Source organism: Methylocystis sp. NC52PC (genome assembly GCF_055698645.1).
This window is the reverse complement of record NZ_CP170126.1, coordinates 58,586-75,730: the sequence shown is the minus strand read 5'-3', so window position 1 is coordinate 75,730 and position 17,145 is coordinate 58,586. Positions and strand designations below refer to the sequence as shown.

The window sequence follows — 17,145 nt, the reverse complement described above, 5'->3', positions numbered from 1 at the left end:
CATGCAGCCGTCTTACCTGCCCCTTTTGACGATCTTCGGCTCGGAGACGCGGCACACGGTTCCCTTGTTCCAACGGCCTTACGTCTGGAACGAGGAGGACAACTGGGAGCCGCTTTGGGACGACATCTCGGATCTTGCCGACCGGGTCTTGGCCAACTCCGACGCGAAAGCGGTGCGAGGGCACTTCTTGGGGACCGTCGTCCTCGAGCAGGTGCCGCACAAGACAGGCGCTATTGCTATGCGGGAGATCATCGACGGCCAGCAGCGGCTAACGACCCTGCAAATATGCTTGCATGCCGTGCGCCATGCCTTCGACGAACTGGAGCGTCTGTCCGCCGAGGCCGGGGACGATGCCGGAGCCAAGGCATCCAAAGTCGCGGCTCGGCAGATCGCGTCCCTGACCGAGAACAATGCCTACGCGGAGGACGAGGAGAGATACAAGGTCTGGCCGACCAACGAGGACCGGGCGCCCTTCCGGCAGGTCATGGACGCCTCCGGTCCGAAAGAGATCGGCGCCGATGCATCCCGGATGGCGGCGGCCTACCATTACTTCTTGGGCAAGGCCCGGGAGTGGCTGGGAATGGGCCCCGTTGCCGAGAGGGTGCCGGCCTTGGGGGGCGCGCTCAAGGATCACCTGCGGCTGATCGTCCTCGACCTCGAGGACAGGGACGAACCGCAGGCGATCTTCGAGACCCTGAACGCCCACGGCACGCCTCTTCTTCCGGCGGACCTGATCAAGAACTGGCTCCTATGGGAGGCGGGGAGCCAAGAGCCGCTTGAGAAACTTTACGAGAAGCACTGGCGTCATTTCGACCGCGACCATGAATACTGGCGGAAGGAGGTTGGCACCGGTCACGCGGCGCGCGCCAGGATCGATACCTTCCTTCAGAACTGGCTGTCGCGGAGATGCCGAGAGATGATCCCGGTGAAGCACCTCTACGATCGCTTCGTCAGGCGCATGGAGATCGAGGCCGCCGAGGCGGGGAACGGAGGGCCGTGCGACGTACCGGCGGTCATGGCTGACATCGATGTAAACGCCAATCGCTTCCGCGTCATCACGCATCCCGATGGCAACACACGTTTCGACGTCACCCTCCGTCGCTTGGCGACGATGGGTCTCGTCGTGTTCCACCCCTTCCTGATGGGCTTGATGGGTCGCGAGGCGTCAGACCAAGCCGACCGCGACGAGATCGGCGTGATCTTGGAAAGCTATTTGGTCCGCCGCATGGTCTGCTACCTCGACACCCGCGGCTACGGAAATCTCTGCATGACGCTTCTCCAAACGCTCGACGAGGTCGCCGGTGGCCCTGCGGCGCAGAGAATTCGCGACGTCTTGGCTCAGACTGGCAGCAAGACGATCAGGTGGCCGGATGACCAAGCGTTCGAGCGGGACTGGCTCCGTCGGCCCTTCTACGGGAACATCCGCCGGGACCGCGTCGCCATGATCTTGCAGGCCATAGAGGAGCATTATCAGAGCGCCGACGGGAAGGCGGAACCCATCGTCCACTTCGACTACAGCGCGCTTCAGATCGAACACATACTCCCGCAGGCTTGGCACAAGACGTGGCCGGTCGAGGGCGAGGAGGCGGCGCGGGCACGCGACGCCAAGATAAATGCTGTCGGCAATCTCACGCTCGTCAGCGAGAAGCTCAACCCGACGCTCTCAAACGCCCCGTGGCTGGATCCGGAACCGGGCGAGAGGGGCAAGCGCTCGGCATTGAATGACCACAGCATGCTCAGGATGAACGCCAAGCTGGTCAAGGAGTATCAGGAGCGCTGGGACGAGGTGTGCATCGACGAGCGCGCAAGGAATCTCTTCAAGACGGCTCGGGTGATTTGGCCTCATCCGGGCTCGCAACCCGAGTGACTCTTGAGGTTGTCTCTTGCGATCGGATCGACGCACCATGCCAGCGTTGATGGATCTAGCTCCCCGTAGGGGCACCCACATCGGGGCGGCGGCGTAACCTGCCGCCAGCTTCTTCCAACTGGCTCTGTTTGAGCAAGGCTTCAAAGTTCCTTTCGATCTCCGCTTTCAGATCCGGGCCCGTTCGGTCGAAACCAAGTATGCGGGCGGTTTGGACTACGAGGTCGTCCCGGAGGAGCGAGACCGATCGACGATAGTGATCATCGCCAGTCGGTATTCCGATGGCGCGATGCTCACTGCCTTCTTCACGTGCGAGGCGGCGTTCCTCCGATCGCGGACCGCCTGAAGATCCCTGCCTGATACCGTCCAGAACTCGCCATCCCGCATAAGGCTTCCCGCGTTCGCCATCGCGAGCAGCCCTTTGCGCACGTGCGCGACGATCTGCGTCCCCGATCTCTTGTGACCGAAGGCTGCATGCTTCCCTGAAGGCGCGTCTGGTCGAACGGGTTCAAGGGGCCGACCCCGGCGCCGCGCACGGATGCGTCGACGTGCGGCTTTCCGGCCTTGGCGAGCGCCGCGCCAGCCATCTCGAGAGCCCGGTCGACATCGGCGATCTTCGCCGCCGTCCGGCGATGATGTTTGTGATCGTCTGCGACTTGCCGGTGCACGGAGGGCCTTGGACGACGAGGTTGCGGCCCGCCTCGGCCTCCGCGACGACCACGGCTTGGGAACTGCCCGCGTCGGCGACGTGGATCGCCCGCGCGAGGTCGATCTTCTCGTCGATCGGCTCGTCATCGCCGACCACCGGCGGGACGCCCTCGACCGGGGTATCAGTGCCGAGCAGGGCTCGGATCAGGCCGTTGGCGAGGAGGCCGTTGTTCGGCCAGAGGTCCGGGTCCAGGTCGCGCCACATCAGGAGCTTCGAGAAGGCGAAGAAGCCGAGGCCCACGGCCTCCGTCTCGACCTCCCACTTGGCTTGGCTCGCGACCACGCGCGCGACGGACGCGAGGTATTCGGAGGCCGTCCATTTGTCGCCGTCGGGGATGTGGGGCAGCAGGATGCCGAAGGGCGGATGCCGGTGCCCGCTCCCCCGCGGTGCCCGCGGCCGCGGTCTCGGGCGAGGGCAGCGCGAGGGGCAGTCCGTCCTGTCCGTTGTCGGCACCTCGCGCGTCCCTCACGGGGCCGAACGCGTAGCCCTTGAAGCCGTCGTCGCGATGGAGGTTCTCGAGGACTTCGTCGGCGGTCTGTCCTTCGACGGCGAGACACCAAGGCCTCTTGCCCTTCAGGGGCGCGTTTATGAGGCGGTTGTTGCGCGTGGGGTCGACGAGGACGCTTCGCGACCTTTCGAGCTTCCTGATCGGCTCGTCGTGGCCGTGCGGGTCTCTCGCGGGAGCGGCTTCTTGTTCGAAATCGACTTCGACCTGCTGCATGACGGCTCTTCGGCGCCTGGACGATCTGGATTGTTTTGTATGGGGAAACGGAACTGATTGAATCCGCGCAGAGGATTGGAATACTGTCAACACTCAGGGTCTGCTAAGGGGTAATGGACCTTGCTGATCACGTCGGTCTCTTCAAAAAAACCGCGCTCGATTATGGCCTTTGTTGCCCGTTCCACGTCCGGATTCGGAACGAAAATAGCGACAACCAAATCTTGGAGGGCCCTCGAACAGCAGACGTAAAACAAGCGCCTGGTTCTATCTATGACGCTCTCTTTGCCTTCTCTGATATTGCGCTGGTCAGTTTCTGAAAGATCCTGTGTTCCGAAGTATTTGTTGTAAGAAAAGGACGAATAATTATCCTCTTCGTCGTCTAGAATAACTATAACTCGTTCCGACTCAGCTCCTTTTATGCCCTGCTGCGTAGCGAATGGGGATTTGTCCTCAATGTAAGTGCGGTAGCCCCAGAGCTGGCCGGCAGGACAGGCGAGGAACCCCCGGACCGCTTGGTCCTCGGCGCTATCTTCCTCGCCGACAGCAGGTTCAAGATATTTCAGAAATCGATCGTCGATCGCCGCTATTCCTTTATCCCGAACGAAGGTCACGACCTCCTTGATCGGGACATCGGAACCCGGCCCCAAAATTTCCCCGAGCCTCTGCATGTCCGTTTTCAGGCTCAAGAGAACGTTTTTCATGTTCTGATGAGCCGGTTCATCTCTCGACAGCACTGGACTGTGCTTTCGAAGAAGCGAAATGACCTCAAAATCATCATTCCGCATGACCGCTGAAGCCAGCGGCAAAAGATAACTGAGGAACGGCCTGAATGCCCATGCCGAGCCGTCCAGCAATCCATCTTTTAGCGCGGAGGCTCCCGGACCGTTGATGGCCTGAAAAAGATCCAAGAATCCTAGCTGAGCCGCAGCTTTCCTGTGCACCAGAACAAGCAGCCTCACCGAATCGCCGTCTTCAATCCAGCTAGAATCGCCATCTTCTTTCGCCAGCCACTCCCTTAGCTGAACAATTCTCTCGTTACGCCGTTCGTCGCTCTGGATGATGGCGATCCTAGCGGTTCCTTGCACTGAGACCGGCTGGCCGTCACAGTCGACAGTCCTTCCGCGGATCTGCTCCAAGCCGTCGCCTTCGGCTCGAATCTTATTGATGACGTCTAGTACGCTTTTAGGACACCTGAAGTTTTCTCGCTTCTTGATCGTCTTCCAGCCTGCTTTCGGGACAATGTCGCCCGCGCCAGACATGTAGATCTTCTGCATGGGGTCGCCGAAAAAGCCAAGGCAGAGGTCGCCGCCGACCGTATCGGAGGCTGACATGAGCGCGGAGACGAAATCAGGGTTGGTGTCTTGGCTTTCATCGATGAAAATGAAGGGAAACCGCTGAGAAACCAGCTTTTGCAGTAGGGGGCGTTCAGACAGGAATTTCGGGCCTATCTTGAGGACATCGTCGTGCCCGAGAATTCCGTTAAGGTAATCGCTTCCAACTCCATAGGTGAACTTCGGAACTGATTGTATCTTTGCTCGTTGAGCGGCGTAGCGTTCAATATCACCCGCAAGTTTTTCTCGGGTCTTAGCCTGTGTCCTCGGCTTACCAATTTTGTCATTTGCCTCAGAAATTTTTGCGTCGATTCTTTCCATGACCCAATTTCGAATATCTACCTGAAACGGTCTTATGATGGTCCAAAGAAAACTGTGAATTGTGGAAATATGGAATAACTCCATGCTCCCAACGTCGGCCCAGATCTCTCCGACCGCCACTTCCGTGAAGGTGATACAGGCGATTTTTTGGCCACGCCGCCGGAGTTCAGGTCCTTTCGTTTTCGCCAAGTGGGCGAGCCCCTTTACGAGCGAAGTCGTTTTTCCCGATCCTGCTCCTGCGATCATCACGAAACTGATCGGAGGCTGTTGATCCAAGCAGGCGCGGAGCTCTATGTCCGCTTCCGTGTCGGGCTGCCGAACTCGCTTGGTCACGGCGCTTCCTCCGGCTGGATTGCTTCCTCGGACGTCTCCTCCTGCGCCGGTGCGACTTGATCTTGAAGCCACGCCAAGCCGTCATTGATGTAGGTAGGAACCTTCCATTCGGTTGGGTCCATTGCCAGCAGGGCAAGGGCGAAATCGGTCTTTTTGAACGAAGAAGCTTTTATGCGGTCGTGGAGCTTTTGGATTAGGGCGTCCAACGCCAACTGCTTGGATTTCCTGATTTGCAGCTTCAGTTGGGCCGCCTTGTTGTCTTGGCAAAGCGTGATGTTCTCGAACGCGAAGGACTCCTCCAGTGTGCGTCCGACAAGGTTGCGGCTTTCTTCGTTCCAGCTTACCTCGGTCCGCGTTTGATAGGCGACCCTGATCAGCGCGCTGCTAGTGGCGTTTGGTTGCTGTAAGCGCTCATCGTCTCCCGCAGCCAGAAGCTCTTCAATCGACTTCTTCTTCGGAAGCCAATTCAGTAGCGTCTGATTGGACGTCACGGCGTCCGGCGCGTCGCCCAAACATGCCTTCGGTCTTCGCCTTCTGCTGGAAGGAGCGCCGTCTTCCGAGCCTTGGTCCTCACCCTCGGTTTCGATGTCGCATTCATCATCTTCGCGGTCTTCTTCATCGGCAGCAAGAGGCGGAGAACCCTCGACGCTATCGATGTCGGTGACGATCAGCGTCGTGATTCCTAGGAACTCGATCAGCTCCCGGAAGCGGTGGGCAAAGGCTCCGCCAATCTCCAAGATAGTCAGATAGCACGACCGGAGTCTTGGCGCGCTCATCTCGATCATCTGGGGAAGCAGAAGTCGCTCGACGTTGCCTTCGACAAGAATGGCGGCGTCAGCGAAGAAAAGATCGCAGTGCATTGTCTTGAGATAGCGCTCTAGAAAGTCCCTCGTCGGGGGCTCGCTTTTGGCGTAGAACTCGGAAAGATTCAGGATATCTGAATATTGGCTCAGTGCGCTCCCTTGCCTTCTGAAATACCTGATGGGACGAAAGCCGCGCTCATAGAGTATGTGCGCGGAATGGGTCGAGACCACGACCTGGCTGACGTAGTTTGTCGTGTCATCGCCTTCGATGGATAAAATATCCATAACCTTGCGAATGAACACTTGTTGGAGTTGGGCATGCAGGTGTGCCTCGGGCTCCTCAATGAACAAAAGGTGTAAAGGCGGCCTGTTCTCGGCGACCTCCGTCCAGCGGGCATGCAGATCGAGCAGTTCGACAACCATGTAGATTAGGTTCTTGAAGCCCAGTCCGTTGTACTTGTCGGGCAAGGTTGGAGTTTCGGTTCGGGTTGCCTCTCCCATGGCGTAGTGAACGCGGGCGCCGTCATGGCTGCTCATGATGGCCGCCGGATTCAGGGTGGATTTCAGGACGAGGGTCGGATTCGACAACCCCGGGTAGCCGAGCGTGCGGAGCTTGTCCAAGGTGGGGCCAAACACTTTCGCGAGATGCTCGTTCAGCATCGCCTCCGAAATGGCGAGAGCGTGTATCGCGTCGTAGTCGCTTTCGCACTTTTCCAAGTTCCGCTTGTAGAAACGACTCAGACACTTGGAGAGATCTTCGGATCGCCCGCCGTCGCCGCCATCGGACAGATGCCGCTGGGCGTTCAGGAAGTCGACCCTGACCAGCGAGCCGATGATCTCTTTGCCGCTACGCCCTTTGTCAGGGGTCAACGGCATCGCTGTGATTTTTGTGCGTCCGGCTTCGTCTGCCGGTCCCATATTCAGGACGTAATAGCTTAGGTCGAATTCACGCGTTAGATGATCTTCAAGGTACTCACGCAGACGTCGCGGAGCCGGTTCGTAGCCTGTGCCTCCGTCTCTTGAAGGTGCCATCGCGCGCGCCTTCTCGCGTGCCGCTTCAAACCGCGCCAGCAGATCATCCTCGTTCGTGGCTCCGAATTCGACGCGCAGACCCACTAAAGACCCCTCCCAATCCAAACTCGGCAGGAGGTCCACCACACGGTGGAGATCGTCTTCTCCGACTTGAAACCAGAGATCGATGGACATCTTCGGAAGCTTCGAATTCTCGCGTCGTTCCCCGAAATTGTTGATTTCAGCCCAGCAGTCCGCACTGAAATCATGCAGTGAAAAGCGGTCTCGCGAGGCCGAAAGAAAAAGCTGTAAAACCTGCGACGCGGACGTCTTCCCGCTATTGTTGGCTCCGACGAATATCGAGATATCTCTTTCGAGCTCAATCTCGACATTCTTCAATCTGCGGAAGTTCTGGATATTGATTTTTTTGATATGCATTTCGCATCTCGCGTTCAAATTTCACTTGAGTGCATTGCAACTCTTGAAAGCCTCAATGCAGATCCCTGCTCTCGCCAGTATCGAATAGCAGCACCTCGCCCGTGATCGGCAGGTGCAGCGCCAATAGGATCGACTTCGGTGCCGGTAGGGCCGCCTCGATCGCCTCCCGATAGAGGCGAAGCTGCCCGGCGTGCTTCCTGACCTGATCTGCATACTCGCTGGAACGCCCCGGGAAGCTCTTGTGGTCGAACACCACGACGATGTTGGTCGCCTCGGCTGCCGCGTCGATGCGCCCGGACATGGTTCGATGGCCCATCCGGCAGACGATCGGCGCTTCGCGCCGCAGTACGGCCCCCGGCCACCGCTGGTCGATAAAGCTGCGGAAACGCGTTCCCATGGTCACTACGTCCTTCGGGTCGAGCGCCGAGACGCCCCACGCGTCGAGCAGCCGCCGGGCGAGCTCTTGCCGCCGCGCCTCGTGCCAAGCGGGATCGTCCGCGGCGAGAAAACGGTGGATCGCCTCGCCGACATTCTTCATGTCGGGCGTTCCAGCCATCGGCAGGCGGTGGCCGAGGTCGATCCGTTCGACGATCCTGGCGTCCTCGACCGCGTCTCCCTCGCTCGGCTTCACGGCGAGCGGCGGGAACTCCTTCGGCTCCGCGGCCGGCGTCACGTAGGCGATCGAGGCGACCAAGGGAGGCGCTGTTCCGGCGGGCATCGGCTCAGCCACGCGGACCGGGTGGGCGACGCCGTTGACGAGGACCGTCGTGTCGCCCGCGGCGGGGACGGCGATGGCCGGCTCGCCCGAGCCCGAGCGCAGTTCATCCACCCAGACCCAGCCCTTCTTGGTCTTCGGACGGACGAGGACGAGGTAGTCCCGCGCGCGCGTCGCGCCGACGTAGAGCAGCCGGGCGCGCTCCGCCGTATCGGCGCGCGCCGCCTCCCGACCGGGTTCGGAGTTCGCCGCGGCGCCGTCGAAGTGGACGTCGTCCCTCTGCGAGCCGAGCGGCCACGGCCAGAAGCGGATCCATCGACCGGCGAGCGGATCCATCGGGTTGATCTCCGTGGACGCGACATCGCTGGCCACGTGGGCTCCGAACGCGTCGCCCTTCGGCTCGTCCTCAAGGTCGGTAATGACCACGAACTTCCATTCGAGCCCCTTGGACTTGTGGTAGGTCAGTACGGTCACCGCGTCCGTGGCGCGGCTCGCCGGCCGGCTCGCCTCCTGCGCCCCGAGCCACGCGCACAGGTCGGTCGCGGTTGTCGGCGCGCGCTCGCGGTCGCGTTGGTCCTGATAGGCGGCGACCAGCTTCCGAAGCTCTTCGAGGTTCAGCAGGCGGTCCTCCAAGGAGCCCCAGCGCGCGATCGCATTGGCGACGCCGCCTTGGATGAGGACCGCATCGAGGAACTCGAGAGGCGTCTTGTGGACGGAGCCCTCGGCGACGGCCCGCAGTCCGGGCACGATCGGCACGAGGGCTTCGATCGCCTCGGCGCTGTCGTCTTCGAGCCCCGCTGCGAACCACGCGGGCTGCTCGTCGCCGTCGCTGAGGAGGTGGGCCATCTCCGCGAGCGCGGCGGTGTCGCGCCGGTCGGCGCACCAGCGCAAGGCGGCCAACGCGAGCCGTCCCTCGAGCATGCCGAAGAGGCCCGCCCGTTCGATGGCCACCTTCAGGCCGGCCTTCGCGAGGGTGAGGGCGACCCGCGCGCACGCCTTGTTGCCGCGGCAGAGGACCGCGACGTCGCCGGGCGCCAATGGTCTCGCCTCCCCGTCATCTTCAACGAGCCAGTCGTTCGGGTTGGCGAGGGCGTCGACGATGCCGGCGACGGTCCCGTCCGTCCTCGGCTGGAGTCCACGTCCGGCCTCTACGTGCCAGATGGCTAGCGGCGTTCCCTGCCCGGGCAGGTACTTGCGGTCGGTCTCCTCGATGCGCGTCTGCTTCTCCGACATGCCCGCCGCTTGGAAGGTCGGCGCGAAGGCGTCGTTGAAGAAGGCGACCAGTCCCGGCCTGCTCCGCCAGTTCTTCTCGAGCGTGCTTTCCCCGCCCATCGTCGCCCGCATCACCTTCGGCGCGACGTGGGTGATGAGGTCGGGGTCCGTGCCGCGGAAGCCGTAGATCGCCTGCTTGGGATCGCCGACCCAGACGGTCCATTTCGCGATCAACGACAGGGCGACGAAGACGGCGAGTTGAAGCGGGCTGGTGTCCTGGAACTCGTCGATGAAGACCGCCTCGACGCGTTCGGCCAACTGCTCCCTCAGTTCGGCCTTGCCGAGGAGCTCAAGGGCGAGTCGGTCCTGATCGGCGAAGTCGACGAAGCCCCATGCCCGCTTGTGGTCCTCGTAGGCGCGCATGGACGTGGCGGCGCAGGAGAAGACGCCGAGGATGTAGCGGCGGACCTGTTCCAGCAGGCGCGGATGGCGGGCGAAGGCCGACGCCGCCGTCTTCACTGGTTCGAAGCGGGACTTGTCGACGACGGCGACATCGAGCTTGGAGAGCCTTGCCCATCGCTGCCAAGGGATCTCTGAGAGATTTTTCGAGGCGAGGTCGCGGACATCCTCGAGGACGGTCTCAGTCTTTCCCTTCAGGCCGGTGGCGCTCGCATAGGCGGCGACGACCGCCGCCATTGCCGACTTCAGTGCGGTGTCGAGATCTGCCTCCGTCTCGCCTTCGGGCCGTGACCGCATCAGATCCCGGAAGCCGGCGAAGGAGCGTTCCGCGCAGGCCGTCAGTTCGTCCGGGCCGACATTGTTGGCGCGCGCAAGCTCGACGACCTCCTTCACGTCCTTCCGCCAGTCGGATGGTGGATAGGCGTCTTCGTATCCGAAGAGGCGTGCGAGGCTCCCGAGCTCGTCCGCATGGTCGCCGATCGCCTTGTCGGCGGCTTCGAGGAACGCCGCCTTGGCCACGTTCTCGTCGACCACGTCCACGATCGGCGACAGGCCGAGGCCGAAGGCGAATTCCTTGACGAGGCCGCCACAGACCCCGTTGATCGTCCCGATCCTCGCGCCGAGCAGCCGCACCGCGTTCGCGGCGTAGCCGTTGGCGATCAGCCGGCCGCGGGCGCGCTCCAGAAGCTCCTCCGCCGCCTTGACGGTGAAGGTGCTCGCGAGGATGCGCTCGGGCGCCTGACCGTTCGCAATGGCCTGCTGGATGCGTTCGGTCAGGTGGTAGGTCTTGCCAGTCCCGGCGGACGCGGTGACGAGGCTGACGGAGCCTTTCCGGGCGATGGTCATTCGTGCGCTCCGCAGATGCCGTAGTAATCGCAGCGTCCGCATCTCGGCGGCGTCAGCAGGTAGGGGTCGGAGAAGTCGGTCGGCTTCACGCCGTCGTGTTCCATGGCGGCCCGGATGTCGCCGGAGCGGAAGTCCTGCATGGCGGCGTTGAAGGAGACGAGAACCTTCTCCCACGTCTCCTTCGGCGTCGGGCCCTCGATCACGGTCGCCGACCCGCCGCCGAGAGGCGTCGTGGTCAGGAAGCGCTTCTGCCGCAACATGTAGTAGCCGGCGGCGACGTCATCCTTGGAGCCTCCGGCCCTTCCGTCGGGGACGTGACGGGCGTAGACGCCGAGCTGCAACGCAGTGCCGTTCTCCAGTTCCCGGCGCATGTAGGTCTCGGTGAAGTACCATTTGAGGTCGATGACGACGGGCCGGCCTGCCTCCGTCGCGGCGTGCAAGTCGATCCACCCCGCCACGCCGACACCGGGGGCGATGGCGTCCTTCTCCTCGATGCGCGACTCGACCCCGACGACGGTGAGCTTCTCCGCTTGAAGGAAGCGGGCGAGTTCGGCCAGCGCGGACGGCAGTGAGCGCCGCGCCGCCGCGAGTTCGCTCGCGGCGCCCGGAAGGAGCAGCGTGGCGGCGATCTGGGGCAGAAGCTCCTCGAAGCGCTTCTCGGCGAAGCTGCGGACGGCCTCGGGCGACGGCGGGGCACCGGGGACGAGGATCTCCTGAGCGATGTGATGGGCGACGATGCCGACCAGCTTGTCGGCGTCCGGAACCGACTGTCTCACGCCGGGGCGGAGAGGGGATGCGTGCGTCAGCGTCCAGCGCAGCGGACAGGAAAGCAGCGTCGAGAGCGACGACGCCGACTCGAATTCGCGTGCCGCCACCGCTTCGGGCGGGGCCTTCCAGATCTGCCTTGGCGCCGGCGGCGTGACCGCTTCGAACGCGGAGCGGGTGAGCGCGCGACCCGCGATGGACGGCGACGGATCGCTCAGCACCGTCTCGGCGCGAACCGAGATCTCGTCCTCCAGATCCTTGCGACGCGCCTTGAGCGAGTGCCACAGCGGGTGCGCGGACGTCTCGGCGCCGGCGGCGAATGTCGGACGCACGAACAGGATCTTCTCGCGGGCGTGGCGCAGGGGACGTTCCCACGCGGCGGCGAGCAGTTCGAGTTCGTTTTCCGGGTCGTCCAAGGGGCAGCCGGCCTCCTCGAGGGCGGTCCGTTCCAGCCTGTTCCAGCGCTCCGCCGCGCTCGTCTCCTCTGGGTCCGCGAAATGCCACCACACGACAGTCTTCGCCTCGCTCCAGATGGCGCCCGGATGCGAGACCGCGCGCCATGGGGCCGCCTCGGCCACCGCCAACGGATCGGACGCGCCGTCGCCCATGGCCTGCTCGATCATCCGCTCGACCAGCACTCGGTCGAGCCGCTCCGCGCCGAGCGTGTCGATCGCCTCGGAGAGGTCAGCGGCGACGCCCGCAAGCAGATGGAACAGCGGGGCGCTGCCGTCCTCGTCGGAGGCGGCGCGCAAGAGAGCCCAAGAGCCGACGCGATCCGCGATCGCCATGGCCTCGATCCGGGGAATGCCCTGCTTCGGAGCGTGCCTCGGGGGCTCGACGAAAGCGCGCGATCCGGCGATCCGCTCGGCGTCCTTCCTGGCGTCGGCGCCTTCCTCCTCGGCGAGCGCCTGTTCGATCCCGCGCCATGCCGCAAGCCATTCCTTGCCGCCGATGCCGGGCTGCGCCGCGACGACGCCGGCGAGCCGGTTCGCGTGGCGCCGCGGGATCGGCCCCGTGGGCAGGAGCAGGAAATCGAGGAGCCTGCGTGGGTCCGGCGGGTCCCACGCGAGCGCGAAGGCGAGCGACAGCACCTGCAAGAGCGCCCGATGCGGGGACTGCGCGGACAGTCCGAGACGCGGCAGGCCCGTTCTCGCCATCGCGTGATCGAGCAGGGAAGTGTCCTTCCCGAGGACGAAGACGAGACCCTCGTTGTTCGCGGGCTCTGCGGCCAGCCATGCCGAGAGCGCTTCGGCGGCGACAAGTTCCGTGTCGGCGGAGAGCAGCGCCAAGCGACCGTCGTCCAGCGTCGGAGCGGTGGGCTGCTGCATCTGCTCGATATGGATGTCACATCGCTCCAAGGCGTCGAGCAGCGTGCGCCAGCCGACCGGCAGCAGGGAGCGGTCGTCGACAAGCGTGATCGATGACAGGCGCAACGACGGCTTTCCGTCGAGCACTTCAATGACATCGCGCAAACGGTCCGCCCGCCCGGGCGGCAGGATCGGCCCCGAGGTCTCCGCGACGGAGAGATCGGCGAGGCGGCTGCGCGCGGTCCCGACTCCCGGCTTCCATCCGGCCTCGATCAGTTCGTCCCGCCAAGACAAGAGTTCGCGCGTCGCCGACCAAGGGTCGACCTCGAACGACTTCGACCAGAACCGGTCGGCGCCTGCTTCGAGTAGCTTGCGCTGGAAGATCGCGATGCGTTTTACGGCAGCGGTCTGAGGACGCCCAAAGCCGAGCATCGTCTCGACATGGTCCAGCAGGCGCAGGGGACCTACGACCTCTTGGTCGAGCGCGGCAATTCCTGCACCGGGGTGTTCCGGCCACGCGCCGGAATCGGCGAACCATGAGAAGACGAGGTGCATAAAGGTACGCTCCGAAACAGCATTGTTATCGACGGTGAAATGAGAAACGTGATTCGGCAACCGAATTCGTGCATGGAATGTGATCTCACCACGTCCGACAAAAAAGCATGGTGTCAACATCGAAACTCCGCGGAAATGCGCATAGAACTCTTGACCGGACTCGACTTCCTCTCTGCTCCTCCGTCATCGCCTGAAGCGGTCCGACTGCCTCAGAAATGAAACGCCACCCCCGCCGCCGCCATCGTATGGAAGCGTTCGTAGGCGGCGAGTGCGACGTCCTTGAAGGACGCGTTGTCGGGGACGGAGAGGAAGGCCTTCGTCTCGGGCGGGATGGGGCGCCAGCCGATGGCGTCGATCCAACGGAATTCGTCGGCACATGTGCCGGCCGGCAGGACGATGGCGGTGGGGAAGGCGCGATCCTCGCCCCGGTGGGCGGCCTCCAGCAGCGCGGAGACGATCTCGACGTTCGCTTCGATCTCCGCCTCGATGTCGGACGGCTTGCCGCCGAGGGCGCGCGCGAGGCCGCCGACGAGGTCGCGGCCCGGGTTCGCGCCCGAAGAGATCATGCTGTCGTTGCCGGCGCCGGGTCGGGGGTGGCCCGAGATCGCGCCGTCGAACCGGCCCCCGAGCTCCCACCAGTCCCGGCGTCCGAGCGGGTTCAGCCACTGGCCGTAGCCGCCCGCGTCGGGGTCGCGGGCCTTCCACTTGGTGAAGCGCGCCGCGAAGGTGTCGAAGTCCGGCTCGATGTCGGCGATGCTCCCCGACCACGACGTCTTGCCCGCAGCGTCGAGGAAGGCCCGGATGCCGCCGGAGTCTGGATCGTAGGTCAGCGCGGGGTCGTCCCCGGCGATGGACAGACAGCCGCCCTCGACCCGGAATCCGAAGCGGGCGGCGTGAAGCTTCCGCAGAGCCTCGGTGATGTCGTCGAAGGCGAGTTTCTCTCGCGGGAAGTCTTCGGGGCCGCCCCGGCGGAACGGCGCCAGCGCCTCGTCGAGGACGCCCTGCAAGGAGGCGAACTCGGTGGGGATGATGACGTAGGCGAGGCCGTACATGGTCCATTCCTAGCGCAGCGCGGACGGCCACTACTATTCGCAGCCGCGCGCCCTGATCCAAATGAAGTCGGCAGTGCGCATGACTTCGCGGGATCGCGGCCCTCTGAAGGAGAAGCGAATGGCGGCCTATACGATCAAGCCGCTGGTCACGGCCACGGCGGTGAACACCGGCGGGCGCAACGGCCACTCGCAGACGACCGACGGGTCCGTGAGCGTCGACCTCTCGGTGCGGAAGGAGATGGGCGGACCGGGTCTGCCCGGCACGACGACGCCCGAGCACCTTTTCGCGGCTGGCTATGCGGCCTGTTTCGGCGGTGCGCTGGAGCTGGTGGCCCGCCAGCACCGGAAGGATGTTTCCGGCGCCGTGGTCACCTGCCACACCTCCGTCGGGCCACGTGAGGGCGGCGGTTTTGGCATCGCCGTTTGCATGAATGTCAGGGTCCCGACGCTTCCCGTGGAGGAGGCGCGGGCGCTCGTCGAAAGGCGCCTGACGGACGGGACCTCCAGACGCGCGGGCCGGCGAGCTCACCTCCCCGCCGGCCTCCACCCAGCCGCCTTGGCCTCCGGCTCGGAGCAGAACCAGCGCTCGTCGGGACCGTTCATGACGACGCGGGCATAGTTCCGGCTTCCCGGCAGATGATAGATGCGCTCGCCGCGCGCATTGACGTTGCCCTTAATGGAGCAGGTGGAAGGCGGCGCCGGTTGCCCCTTCGGTGCCTCTTTGGATGCGAGCAGGTTGCCGGATTTCGGGACCGGCTTGGAGGCCTCCCATAGCTTCTCGAAGCGGGCCGTGAACCGTTCCGCGAGCGCCGGGTCGCGCACGATGACGATGTCGTTGTCCTGCTGCTTGAGCCCGGAGGCCGACAGGTTGGCGGAGCCGGTCCGAAGCACGCGTCCGTCGATCGCATAGGACTTCAGGTGCATGTAGGGGCCGGGCGGCGCCGTCCGGACGAAGCCCTCGATCTCGCGCAGACGGTCGAAGGCGTGCTGCTGGTTCGGGTCGAGGACAATTCGGATGGCGACCCCGCGTCGATGTGCGTCGACCAGCGCGTCGACGACGGGCCAGTCGGTCAGCGTATAGGCCGCCATATCGATCTTCGCGTGAGCCGAACGCAACAGGTCGACATCCACGCGCTCGAGGTTCTCGACCGGGGCGTAGTGCACCTCGACCTCGCCGGCCGCGGCGGGCGCCGTCGCGCCGAATGCCGCCGCCAAGGCGATCGCGACCAAGCCCCCGCGCCCTGTCCGTCCCATCAAACCCGCCCTTGACCTGCACCTGTCCGCTCGGCTCATATCGGAACGAATACAGAACAAGAGGCCGCAAGTCCATGCCCAGTCGATCGAAAAGGTCGGATCGTTTCGTCGACCGCGAGCGCCTGCTCGCCGCCATGGGCGATTGCCGGGAGACGATCACGCGGGAACTCGCGCGCATGGAGATCTCGGGGCCGCTGTATTTTTCGTCATCGACCGTGCTCATGGCCATCGACGGCCTCGCGCTGATGCTCACGGGCCGCAGGGACCACTTCCATCTGAGGGGCCACGGGGTGCATGAGGACGCACGTGACGTCTCATGGAGGAAAACGATGCCCGCCGCCGGCAACCTGTTCGAGAACCTGCCCGCCGCCGGCGCCGAGGAGGAATTCACGACCTTGGCCGAATTCCGCGGCGCCCGCATCGAGCGCATCGTCTCGACCGGGCAGGTAAGCCCGCCGGGCTTCTGGTACGATCAGGAGGAAGCCGAATGGGTCGTGCTCCTCAGCGGCTCCGCCGGCCTGCTGCTGGAGGGAGAGGAAGCGCCGCGCATCCTGCGCCCGGGAGACTACGTGGAGATCCCGGCACGCACGAAGCACCGGGTCGAATGGACCGACCCGAAGGAGCCGACGGTGTGGCTCGCCGTGCATGCCAATGCCCCATATCCATAGAAAATTGGACGCGGTCCGAATCCCGGGCCGCATTTCAGGAGCCGGAGAATGAGTAACCCAGCCGAAGAAGGACGCCGCCCCGTTTGCGCCATCGCCGGGGCCGGGCCCGGGAACGGCGAGGCCTTCGCCCGTCGCTTCGCTGTGGAAGGCTATTCGGTCGCGCTGCTGGCGAGAAACAAGGAACGCCTCGAGACGCTCGCAAGCGAACTCCCCGAAGCCCGCGCCTTCGCATGCGATGTGACGTCCGAAGCCTCCATCGAGGCGGCCTACGCCACCATCGAAGCCGAATTGGGTCCCGTCGAGGTCCTGATCTACAACGCGGGCAAGGGCGTCTGGGGAGACGTCGAGCAGGTCGCTCCCGCCGACTTCGAGGAGGCGTGGCGCGTCAACGCCTTCGGCCTGTTCCTGACATCCCGGCGCGTGATCCCGGCGATGAAGGCGACGAAGAAAGGCGCGATCATCGTGGTCGGCGCGACCGCCTCGCTACGTGGCATGGCTGGGACCGCTGCGTTCGCGTCTGCCAAGGCCGCGCAGAGATCCTTGGCCCAATCGCTTGCCCGACATCTTTGGCCTACCGGCATTCATGTCGCCTTGATCGTCATCGACGGCGTGGTCGGCGGACCGGACGCGCGGAAGCAGCTTCCCGACCGGGCGGAGGATTTCTTCGTCCAGCCTTCCGCCGTCGCCGACCTTGCTATGACCCTGGTCCGCCAAGACTGCTCGGCGTGGAGTTTCGAGGTCGAGGCCCGTCCGTTCGGGGAGAAGTGGTAGGGCCGCTGCC

At 64.0% G+C, this 17,145-nt stretch carries 11 protein-coding genes; 4 read left to right on the top strand and 7 right to left on the bottom strand.

The features are described 5' to 3' along the window. Position 1: 1 nt before the first annotated feature. The gene (locus ACETII_RS01265) at positions 2-1,867 is read left to right on the top strand and encodes a DUF262 domain-containing protein (protein ID WP_472785546.1); all 1,866 of its coding nucleotides are present in this window, start codon (positions 2-4) and stop codon (positions 1,865-1,867) included. Positions 1,868-2,372: 505 nt separating this feature from the next. On the opposite strand, the gene ACETII_RS01260 is transcribed toward ACETII_RS01265, so the two are convergent. From ACETII_RS01260 to ACETII_RS01235, 6 genes are all read right to left on the bottom strand, one after another. Continuing rightward, complete coding sequence (locus ACETII_RS01260) at positions 2,373-2,855, bottom strand: hypothetical protein (RefSeq protein ID WP_472785545.1); 483 nt, start codon at positions 2,853-2,855, stop codon at positions 2,373-2,375. Positions 2,856-3,380: 525 nt separating this feature from the next. Further along, complete coding sequence (locus ACETII_RS01255; RefSeq protein WP_472785544.1) at positions 3,381-5,279, bottom strand: UvrD-helicase domain-containing protein; 1,899 nt, start codon at positions 5,277-5,279, stop codon at positions 3,381-3,383. Next, positions 5,276-7,531, bottom strand: a complete 2,256-nt coding sequence (locus ACETII_RS01250; RefSeq protein WP_472785543.1) for an ATP-dependent nuclease — start codon at positions 7,529-7,531, stop codon at positions 5,276-5,278. Before ACETII_RS01250 ends, ACETII_RS01255 begins: the two co-directional genes overlap by 4 nt. Positions 7,532-7,583: 52 nt before the next feature. Further along, positions 7,584-10,805, bottom strand: a complete 3,222-nt coding sequence (locus ACETII_RS01245; protein ID WP_472785542.1) for a UvrD-helicase domain-containing protein — start codon at positions 10,803-10,805, stop codon at positions 7,584-7,586. Then, the gene (locus ACETII_RS01240; protein ID WP_472785541.1) at positions 10,760-13,390 is read right to left on the bottom strand and encodes a PD-(D/E)XK nuclease family protein; all 2,631 of its coding nucleotides are present in this window, start codon (positions 13,388-13,390) and stop codon (positions 10,760-10,762) included. Before ACETII_RS01240 ends, ACETII_RS01245 begins: the two co-directional genes overlap by 46 nt. Positions 13,391-13,599: 209 nt before the next feature. After that, positions 13,600-14,442, bottom strand: coding sequence for a hypothetical protein (locus ACETII_RS01235; RefSeq protein WP_472785540.1), 843 nt, complete (start codon positions 14,440-14,442; stop codon positions 13,600-13,602). A 79-nt stretch (positions 14,443-14,521) separates the two neighbouring features. Here ACETII_RS01235 and ACETII_RS01230 point away from each other — a divergent pair, with 79 nt between their 5' ends. Next, the gene (locus ACETII_RS01230) at positions 14,522-15,061 is read left to right on the top strand and encodes an Ohr family peroxiredoxin (protein WP_472785554.1); all 540 of its coding nucleotides are present in this window, start codon (positions 14,522-14,524) and stop codon (positions 15,059-15,061) included. On the opposite strand, the gene ACETII_RS01225 is transcribed toward ACETII_RS01230, so the two are convergent. Then, complete coding sequence (locus tag ACETII_RS01225) at positions 14,968-15,672, bottom strand: phospholipase D-like domain-containing protein (protein ID WP_472785539.1); 705 nt, start codon at positions 15,670-15,672, stop codon at positions 14,968-14,970. The genes ACETII_RS01230 and ACETII_RS01225 overlap by 94 nt on opposite strands. A gap of 353 nt (positions 15,673-16,025) precedes the next feature. Between ACETII_RS01225 and ACETII_RS01220 the strand changes: the two genes are divergently transcribed. Together ACETII_RS01220 and ACETII_RS01215 are read left to right on the top strand one after the other, a co-directional pair. Further along, on the top strand, positions 16,026-16,364 hold the full coding sequence (locus tag ACETII_RS01220) for a cupin domain-containing protein (protein WP_472785553.1): 339 nt from the start codon (positions 16,026-16,028) through the stop codon (positions 16,362-16,364). A gap of 48 nt (positions 16,365-16,412) precedes the next feature. Beyond that, entirely contained in the window at positions 16,413-17,135 is a 723-nt protein-coding gene (locus ACETII_RS01215) for an SDR family NAD(P)-dependent oxidoreductase (protein ID WP_472785538.1), read from the top strand. Positions 17,136-17,145: the final 10 nt, after the last annotated feature.

Excerpts from the sequence above, each read along its gene's own strand:
- ACETII_RS01235 (WP_472785540.1), bottom strand. The coding sequence starts at position 14,442 with ATGTACGGCCTCGCCTACGTCATCATCCCCACCGAGTTCGCCTCCTTG.
- ACETII_RS01220 (WP_472785553.1), top strand. The coding sequence starts at position 16,026 with ATGCCCGCCGCCGGCAACCTGTTCGAGAACCTGCCCGCCGCCGGCGCC.
- ACETII_RS01215 (WP_472785538.1), top strand. The coding sequence starts at position 16,413 with ATGAGTAACCCAGCCGAAGAAGGACGCCGCCCCGTTTGCGCCATCGCC.
- ACETII_RS01250 (WP_472785543.1), bottom strand. The coding sequence starts at position 7,531 with ATGCATATCAAAAAAATCAATATCCAGAACTTCCGCAGATTGAAGAAT.
- ACETII_RS01240 (WP_472785541.1), bottom strand. The coding sequence starts at position 13,390 with ATGCACCTCGTCTTCTCATGGTTCGCCGATTCCGGCGCGTGGCCGGAA.
- ACETII_RS01265 (WP_472785546.1), top strand. The coding sequence starts at position 2 with ATGCAGCCGTCTTACCTGCCCCTTTTGACGATCTTCGGCTCGGAGACG.
- ACETII_RS01230 (WP_472785554.1), top strand. The coding sequence starts at position 14,522 with ATGACTTCGCGGGATCGCGGCCCTCTGAAGGAGAAGCGAATGGCGGCC.
- ACETII_RS01245 (WP_472785542.1), bottom strand. The coding sequence starts at position 10,805 with ATGCGGACGCTGCGATTACTACGGCATCTGCGGAGCGCACGAATGACC.